Here is an 8547-nt window from a genome sequence, read left to right as displayed (position 1 = left end):
ATGATTGACCTAAGCGGTATGCCTGCAGGTACGTATCAGTTGCGGATAGAAATAGATGGTACGGTTTATACAGGTACTTTCCGTTTGTAACCAAATGTTACCAAAGCTATGAAGAAAACGGGTGTATTGCTATTGATGCTGTGTTTGCTGGCAGCTTGTCAGGAATCCGATAAGGAACGTTTGACGCGTCTGGTGCAAGAATGGGACGGGAAGGAAATCTCCTTTCCTGCGCAAGCGGTGTTTACGGTGCAGGGTAGGGACACGGTGGATTTCCGCTGGCAGGCTGTTCCCTACCGCATCGTGACGTATGTCGATTCTCTGGGTTGTGCCAGCTGCAAGCTGCAGCTGCCCAAGTGGAAACAGTTGATAGCGGAGACCGATTCGTTGTTCGGAAGGGACAAGTTGTCTTATGTATTCTTTTTCCATCCGAAGGATACACGCGAGTTAGCTTATCTGACACGACGCGATGGCTTTACCTATCCGGTGTGTTTCGACCGTGAGGATGCTTTCAACCGCCTGAACCGTTTTCCTTCGGAGATGGCTCTGCAGACTTTCCTGCTCGATAAGGACAACCGGGTAGTTGCCATCGGCAATCCTGTCCATAATCCGCAGGTGAAGGAACTTTATCTGAACATCATCGGTGGCAAGCGTTCCGCTTCGGCAGAAACAGTGCAGACCTCTGCTTCGTTGAGCGAACGGGAAGTGCAGTTCGGTTCTTTCCCCATGGGGGAGAAGAAAGAACGGAAGGTGACGCTGAAGAACACGGGCAATGTCACTTTGGTGATACACGGTATAGACACTTCGTGTGGCTGTACCCGTGTGGAATACAGCCAGCGTCCTTTGCGTCCGGGCGAGGAAACCACCTTGCTGATTGTTTACGAGGCGGATGAGGCAGGTCATTTCCGCAAGACGGTAGACGTGTATTGCAACACGGCAGATGCTCCGTTGCGCATCATCGTAACGGGGGAAGCGGTAAGCAATTGACAATTGGTTTTAATTGGGTTTCTTCCATTCGTTGTAGGGGCGTATTGCATACGCCCGAATGCGTCCAGTAATCCACGTGTATGTTTTCAGGGCGTATGCGATACGCCCCTACAATATAATTATTGCTATTTGTGCAAAAGATAAAGAGATTTTATATAAAAGGAGTGGAAACGGAACGGAGTTCGTGCAAGGAAACCTGTATGTCTCCACTCCGGTCAAACCCTAAACAGAAAGGAGGTTAAACCGAAGCAAAGTTACGAAGAAAACAGAAGATACGCAAATCGGGGATTTGCGGCTTCGCAGGTAAAAAACAAATAAAGTAATAATCAATTAAAACAAGAAAAAAATGAAATCAAGATTTTTGAAAATAACATTTGCAGCCGCTTTGGCTGTAGTAGCTGGAGTTACGGCTTACCAAGCTCAAGATAAAGAAGTGATGTCTGACTTGGCTTTGGCCAACGTGGAAGCGTTGGCAGGTGGTGAATTAAGCGGTGGATTTACCAAAACAACAGGTAATTGTCCGGATCCGGTTTCTTATAAGAAATGGGTAAGTTGTAAACCTGGAGGACCGGACGAATGTTTTGCTTCAGATTGTTGATTGTCAGATTCTAAAGTTTGTAGGTTTTTGTCCTTTCGTTTGAAGGATGGCAGAAGCTTACAAACAAAACAGTAATATCGTATTTTATGAAATGGATGGGGCTTGTTTTAGTATTGTTGTTAGGTTCGTGTACCTCTCGCTTTGAGTCAGACAGGGATACTTATGCCATTGATTATCGTGAGGATTCTGTATTCGATTGGAATTCGCTTGTCCAAGTGGAAGAGGCCATACCGTTGGAAACAACGGATAGCCTGTTGTTGAGTTATGCGCGTAAATGTATCGTAACAAGCAATTACATCGTTTACCATGACGATAAGCAAAAGTCGATATTCGTCTTTAATTCCCATGGCGCTTTTTTATACCAAATAGATGCCTTAGGCGGCGGTGAAGGGGAATATACTGTCATTAAGGACATGACACTCAGTTATGACAAGAAAAGCCTTTTGATATTAGACAATGCGTCGGTATTGGCTTATGATATGGAAACAGGCCGTTATCAATATCGTTTGACTTTTGAAGACAGTATGGCATCCGATTTTTATCAATTTGTGAATCCTACTAAGGATTGTTTCTATTTTTGGTCGGCTGGTCAAGATTATAGTTTATATGTTTATACGGATAACCGTATGGTCGGCATAAAGAAACGTGAAGGCTTCCCTTTTGTCACTCAAAAGTTCTTTTATGATTCGGAAGGAGAAGTGAATTGCCTGTCCGATTACGGTCATTTCCGGATAGACCGACTTGTGGGAGACGAATTACAGAAGAAATACGCTTTCGATTTTGGCAAATGGACATTACCTTCCAGCTTGATACCACAGACTGCCACAGAACTTTCTTCGGTGGATAGTAAGCCTTATTTTAAATGCTTGTTATCCACTTATGAAACGGGGAGTCACCTGTTTATAAGTACTGTGTCTCCCGATTTATCACTGTATAATATCTGTATAGACAAGCGTATGAAAAGGATATATTCAGGAAAACAAGACCAAGATTCTCCCTTAGTGGTTGTAAACGCTTCCGATGAGTCTTTTTATGGTATACTTTATCCTTTCTTTTTTCAAGAAAAGGGGATGCTGCATGATTTGATTCGCCGATGCGGCAGATTGGAAGATGACAATCCTTTGTTAATAAGGTTTTCTTTCAAATCTTTTGATAAAGAATAACGGACCCGATGCAAAGTAATATAGGAGATTCGCAAACCGAGGTAACGATGATGAAGTGTTCGGTCCACAATCCGTTGGTGAAAGAGTTCTACTTGAATATAGTCATCGGCAAGCGTTCCGCATCTACGGATGCGAAGCAGACCACTGCTTTTTTAAGCGAACGGGAAGTGCAGTTCGGTTCTTTCCCGATGGGGAAGAAGAAAGAACGGAAAGTGACGCTGAAGAACACGGGCAATGCCCCTTTGGTGATACCCGTGCGGCATTGAGATTGTCAATAAGATTGTTGCAACATATCAATGTAGGGGCGGGGTTTGCCCGCCCGGATACGTCAACGTGTATGTATGCAAAGGTAATGGTATTCATATAGGATAAGGAGTGGAAACGGTACAGAGTTCATTTGGAAGACAGCTTTATATGTTCCCACTCCAGTCAAACCCTAAAACGAAAGGAGGTTAAACCGAAGCAAAGTTACGAAGAAAACAGGAGATACGCAAATCGGGGATTTGCGGCTTCGCAGGAGTGAATGAACGGAGTGAATGAACAAACAAAGTAAGAATAACATTAAAGTATAGCAATTATGAAAAAGAAGCTTATGAAGCTGGCATTTGCAGCCGCTTTGGCTGTAGCAGCCGGTGTGACGGCTTACCATGCACAGGATAAGGAAACATTATCTGATTTGGTTTTGGCTAACGTGGAAGCGTTGGCTGGAGGTGAGAATACAGGAGGTGACCATGGGAATGATAACGATGATGAAGTGTTTAAAAAGGGGTATGCGGCTTCTACCTACAAGTTGTATATTCCTGAATTTAATATGTATACGGAAATACCTTGCTGTAAATATACAGGGAATAAGTATAGTGCTTGTTCGGCAACAGATGTTTGCCCTTGATGGTGTGTTTCGTAAAAATGGCGTATCAGGATGCATGACCTTTCCGTGCGGTTATGTGTCCTGTAATCTCCATGTCAACATAATATTGTTTAAAGATGAAGTATGTATATGTGATATTCTTGTTCCTGCTTTGTGCCTGTTCCCGTTCTTCCCGAATGGAAGACGGGGTGTGTAAGGCATCGGTCGACATTGATTTTTCGGTAGCGGAAGACAGTCTTCCTTTATCTGCTTTTGTATCGTCCAGGCGGCAAATTCATTTGGACTTGCCGGAGGGTGAAGTGATAGGCAGACCTGTCCAGGTCTGCACTGCAGACAGCTGCCTGTTCGTTTACGACCAGCTTCAGATGAGCATTTACCATTTTACAGAAGGAGGCACTTTCCTCAATAAGATTTACCGGCGGGGACAAGGTCCCGGTGAATATTCTACGGTGACCCGCCTGATGGTTGACAGGCATTCCGAATCCTTGTATGTGTATGATAAAATAAAGGGTGCAATCCATGTCTATACGTTTGCGGGTGATTTCCTCCGTACAATCCGTACGGAATACATGGCAAACAACATCGCCTTGCTTCCCGACGGCAGTTTCCTCTGCTTTACTCCAGATTTCATATACAACGGCCCGTGTGGTCTTTGGCTGATGTCTGCCGACGGGAGGTTGCGTAAGGTGCTGTTGGAATACAAGGAAAAGTACCCGGTGGTCTCCGCTTTTTGGGATAGGCTTTATCCCGTCTCTTCTCAGGTTATAGGCATTTCGTGTCCCGCCACCGACCGTTACCTGCATTATGATTGCACAGCCGATTCGGTCAGCGTGGAACTGCAGGTCAACCCTTTGCAGAAGAGCACCCGTTCTTTTGGTGGGGTAGAAAACAGCATGGATGTGTCGTCCTCTTATTGGTCTTGCCTGATTTATGCTTGTTCCCCTCGTTTTATATTCGGTATATGGACGGAGCAGCACGGTGACCCTCGTGCCGTCTATTCGTTGTATGATAAACGTACCGGTGTGATGACTTGTTACAAGAATCTGGACGTTTCGTCTGTAGGCATGGACTATTTAGGTCATCCGGTATCGGCTGATATACCCGGTTGTCTGGTGACTTATTCGGTTGACGATACGGATGGCGATGCGGTGTCGCTTTGTGTGTACCGCATGAAATAAGTAAAGTGTGTTGATAGAAATTTATAAATTAGAACAAGATTGTTGCAACAATCAATGTAAGGGCGGGGATACCCGCCGGATATGTTAACGTGTATGTATGCAAAAGTAATGGTATTAATATAGAATAAGGAGTGGAAACGATAAAGAGTTCATTTGGAAGACAGCTTTATATGTTCCCACTCCAGTCAAACCCTAAAACGAAAGGAGGTTAAACCGAAGCAAAGTTACGAAGAAAACAGAAGATACGCAAACCGTGGATTTGCGGCTTCGCAGGAGTGAATGAACGGAGTGAATGAACAAACAAAGTAAGAATAACATTAAATTTTAGCAATTATGAAAAAGAAGCTTATGAAGCTGGCATTTGCAGCCGCTTTGGCTGTAGCAGCCGGTGTAACGGCTTACCAAGCACAGGATAAAGAAGCGATGTTGTCCGACTTGGCTTTGGCCAACGTGGAAGCGTTGGCTGGTAATGAAAGTGGGACACACACAACTTGGTCGTGTAAAGGGAGCGTAAATAAATGTGGGGCAAAATGTGGGTTGTGTGGTACTGAAATAAGACCTTCTAAAGGAACGTTGACCGGAAGTCATTCTTGTTCCTTATAGGGAGATTATGTAATATCTTGAATGTGCTGAAATGTGAATGCTTGTAACTATATTGTATTGCAGTGTTTTTACATGATAGCACATTCTTCTATTGTAGTTTCAATCAAGTAGAAACATCAGGCGAATATGAAGAACCTATTATTTTGTTTACCTTTGTTGGCACTTGGTCTGTTGGCAGGGTGTGCCGAACAAAGCAAATCTGTCTATTATTCTAATGGGATTAGTATAGATAGTGTTTATGACATGCAGGTGCATACGCTGAACGATTCTTCTCTGTGGCGTTTCCCTCTGCAAATGGACTATACGGATTCTTGTCTTGTCGTATTGGATGATATGGATGATTATTATTTTCATGTCTATACGCAGTCAGGAAAACCTGTCGGTCGGTTTGCACATAAAGGTCAAGGTCCGGGCGAGCTTTTATCAGCCAATCAATTTCATTTGTCTGTCCGTAGAAATGTCTTATATGTTTACGATGGCGTTTCACGTAAAATAGTGGTATATCATTTAGATACAGATTTAATAAGCAAATTGCATTTTCAGGAATATAAGGTAGATTATGGTATGCTTCCGTCATCCGAAACGCCTTTTGTATTATATGATATGCTTCCTGTAAAAGACAGTGTGTTTTTAGTGAAAGCCAATCAGCCCCAGTTACGTTATGGCAGATTTGATTTGGCCAAACATGACATAAAATCTGTATATGGCAATTTCCCGACCGAATACGTAGCCGGCAAAGAAGAAGAAATCTGGTCTGTATTCAGCAGTGATACACGTACCCTTTTTAAGCCTGATTATGCTAAAATGTTGAATGCTACTTATATTGGCGGCATATTGGAGTATTTTAGTGTGCGGTCAGATTTGGAATTGCTAGCGGATACTACCTTGTGTATCTATGAGCCTGTCTATGGACAGGCTGAAGGAGCCGTACCGGTATTTGTCGTTGGCAATGAAAATACTCAGTTGGGATTTGAAGATGTTTATGTGACCAATGGATTTGTTTATGCATTGTTGCACGAGAAAGGGGATGCATTGGAGCCTTATTCAATCGTTGTATTTGACTGGCAAGGAAAGGCTGTAAAACGAATACGTACAGACAGGCGTTTGGCTCGTTTATGTGTGGATGAAGTACGGAATGTGGTTTATGCAATGGCCTTGGATGAAGAAAATGGCTATCGGTTGGTCAGCATTTCTCTGAAATGATTTTTAGTTTTTTATAAATAGAAACGATGAAAAAAAGAATTGTTTGGTACGTATTGGTAGTGTTGGCGGCATTGGCTGTTGTTGCGAATAAGAGCCGCATCAGCGGCTATATTGCCAATGTGTGGATAGAATTAGCGAAAAAGCGCATGATAAATGAGGATGCGCTCGGTTTCCGATACTCTAAGATTGATTTCTTGTATGACAGGAAGCGGTATGCTTACTTTTTGTTTGTCGAAGACGGTTCGGCGGAAAAAGAAAGTCTGTTGTCTGGCAAAGCGGATTCACTGTTGGTCATCACCTGTGGAGCGACATCCGGATGGTTAAAGGAGTCGGGTGCGGATACCTTGTCCTTGCCCCGTTCTGCCTTTGATTTTTTGGTAGAGGGAGACTGCTCTATGCAATTATATAAGGTAATAAGCGTTACAGAACGCATGGACGGCAATTTATATCGGTTAAATAAAATAGAGTAGAGGATTAATTATGTAGGACTATGAAAACTAACGAACCGATGCCACTCTCTGTGTTCTTTGCCCTCTCTAAATATAAAATCTTTGCGCCTTTGCGTCTTTGCGTTTGATTTTCAAGTGCACAAATACATCCCGTACACAGTATGGCTGCTTCTGAAAAAATGTGTATCTTTGTCGGCATGAAACACATGATGCAGATTTGCCTCTGCCTGCTGTTGCTTGGTTCCTGCCGCCAAGGGAGCAAGAACGATCTGGCTTTGCTGCAGGAGGCCTCCCTACATACCGCACAACCTGATTCGGTAATGGACCTGCTCGGGCAGATAGTCCGCCCCGACCGTTTACAAGGAAAGGCGCGGGCAGGCTATGCCTTGCTCTATACCGAAGCCCTGAACAAACAGGGCCGGATAGGAATGAACGATTCGTTGATACGGATCGCTCTGGATTATTATAGTAAGGAGGCTCCCGGCATCCCGCTTGCCAAAAGCTATTTCCTCTTGGGACGCATCTACCAGCAGCAAGGCAACGACACCCTTGCCCTGAAGGTTAATCTGCAGGCACTTGCCGCACTGCCCCCACAGGCACAAGACCGTACACGGATGTTGGTGAACTACGACTTGGGGTACTTATATCACAAAACTGACTGCTACTCACAAGCCTTGTTACATTACCGGGAAATGCAGAAGTATGTAGACACACATTCTGATACGTTGGATTGTTACATCACCGCGTACAGCTTGGGAGATATTTTTATGTTGCTGAATCGATACGACAGTGCTTACCATTATTATCAGGAAGCCATTTCGTTCGCCCGCCAATTAGAAAATAAATCCTACGAAAGGTATATCATCAGGCAATTGTGCCTGCATGCCCGTTTGACCGGCAATCGCCAACAGGCTAAAGTTTACCTGCAGGAAATAGTTGATACTTACGGCAATGATTTTTACAACAAGGCTATGCTTTTCAAAGAAGAAGGTAATGTCGATTCGGCTTCTTTCTATTTCCTCAAAGCAACAAAAGATCCGCAAATCATCACCCGGACTATGGCATTTTATAACCTGTCACAGTTGCATCGGAAAGAACACCCGGCTTTGGCTTTCGTCTATGTCGATTCTTTCCATATTTATAAAGATTCGCTTTATGCCTTGCGGCAAACCGATAAAATAGGGAGACTGACCGAACAATATCTGCAACAAATGAGCCGCCAAAAGGCGGAGGCTAACCGACGTGAAAACACCATTTACTTATGTGTAGGTATCTTCATCACGCTTCTGTTATGCGGCATCGGCATTTTCCTTTTCATCAAGCGTCGGGAACGCCGCTACTTGCTATTAGAGAAACAGTTAGTCACAGACCGATTGGCGGCTATCAAAGAATATGTAGCTGAACAGAACCGGCGGAACCCTGAAGCATGGAAAACGATGCGCCAAGAGATAGCAGCCAAAGAAACGCAAACACTTATCGGACAGTTTCAAGAGACCGTATG

Annotated in this window: 10 protein-coding genes; all 10 read left to right on the top strand. The window is 43.9% G+C overall.

All coding sequences use genetic code 11. From position 1 onward, the window contains the following. Window positions 1–108 precede the first annotated feature (108 nt). Window positions 109–984: a DUF1573 domain-containing protein gene (locus B5F25_RS20080; RefSeq protein ID WP_087251648.1), complete on the top strand. Its 876-nt coding sequence runs from the start codon at window positions 109–111 to the stop codon at window positions 982–984. Window positions 985–1330: 346 nt separating this feature from the next. Beyond that, the gene (locus B5F25_RS20075) at window positions 1331–1582 is read left to right on the top strand and encodes an NVEALA domain-containing protein (protein WP_087251647.1); all 252 of its coding nucleotides are present in this window, start codon (window positions 1331–1333) and stop codon (window positions 1580–1582) included. Window positions 1583–1677: 95 nt separating this feature from the next. After that, window positions 1678–2745, top strand: coding sequence for a 6-bladed beta-propeller (locus tag B5F25_RS20070; protein WP_206423568.1), 1068 nt, complete (start codon window positions 1678–1680; stop codon window positions 2743–2745). An 8-nt stretch (window positions 2746–2753) separates the two neighbouring features. Then, the gene (locus B5F25_RS20065; RefSeq protein ID WP_087251645.1) at window positions 2754–3011 is read left to right on the top strand and encodes a hypothetical protein; all 258 of its coding nucleotides are present in this window, start codon (window positions 2754–2756) and stop codon (window positions 3009–3011) included. A 311-nt stretch (window positions 3012–3322) separates the two neighbouring features. Then, window positions 3323–3634: an NVEALA domain-containing protein gene (locus B5F25_RS20060; protein ID WP_087251644.1), complete on the top strand. Its 312-nt coding sequence runs from the start codon at window positions 3323–3325 to the stop codon at window positions 3632–3634. A gap of 95 nt (window positions 3635–3729) precedes the next feature. Beyond that, the gene (locus B5F25_RS20055) at window positions 3730–4791 is read left to right on the top strand and encodes a 6-bladed beta-propeller (protein ID WP_087251643.1); all 1062 of its coding nucleotides are present in this window, start codon (window positions 3730–3732) and stop codon (window positions 4789–4791) included. 333 nt (window positions 4792–5124) lie between these two features. Continuing rightward, a complete protein-coding gene (locus tag B5F25_RS20050; RefSeq protein ID WP_087251642.1) occupies window positions 5125–5394 on the top strand; it encodes an NVEALA domain-containing protein in 270 nt (89 codons plus the stop codon). A gap of 126 nt (window positions 5395–5520) precedes the next feature. Beyond that, window positions 5521–6597 (top strand): BF3164 family lipoprotein, encoded by a 1077-nt coding sequence (locus B5F25_RS20045; protein ID WP_087251641.1) that lies wholly within the window; start codon window positions 5521–5523, stop codon window positions 6595–6597. 26 nt (window positions 6598–6623) lie between these two features. Beyond that, window positions 6624–7067, top strand: coding sequence for a hypothetical protein (locus B5F25_RS20040; protein WP_140406997.1), 444 nt, complete (start codon window positions 6624–6626; stop codon window positions 7065–7067). A gap of 185 nt (window positions 7068–7252) precedes the next feature. After that, the coding region (locus B5F25_RS20035) for a hypothetical protein (protein WP_206423567.1) at window positions 7253–8547 on the top strand (1295 nt) is incomplete at its 3' end.

Source organism: Bacteroides sp. An19 (assembly GCF_002160215.1).
Classification (GTDB): domain Bacteria; phylum Bacteroidota; class Bacteroidia; order Bacteroidales; family Bacteroidaceae; genus Phocaeicola; species Phocaeicola intestinalis.
The sequence above is the reverse complement of the archived record's forward strand: the minus strand, read 5'-3'. Positions and strand labels throughout refer to the sequence as shown.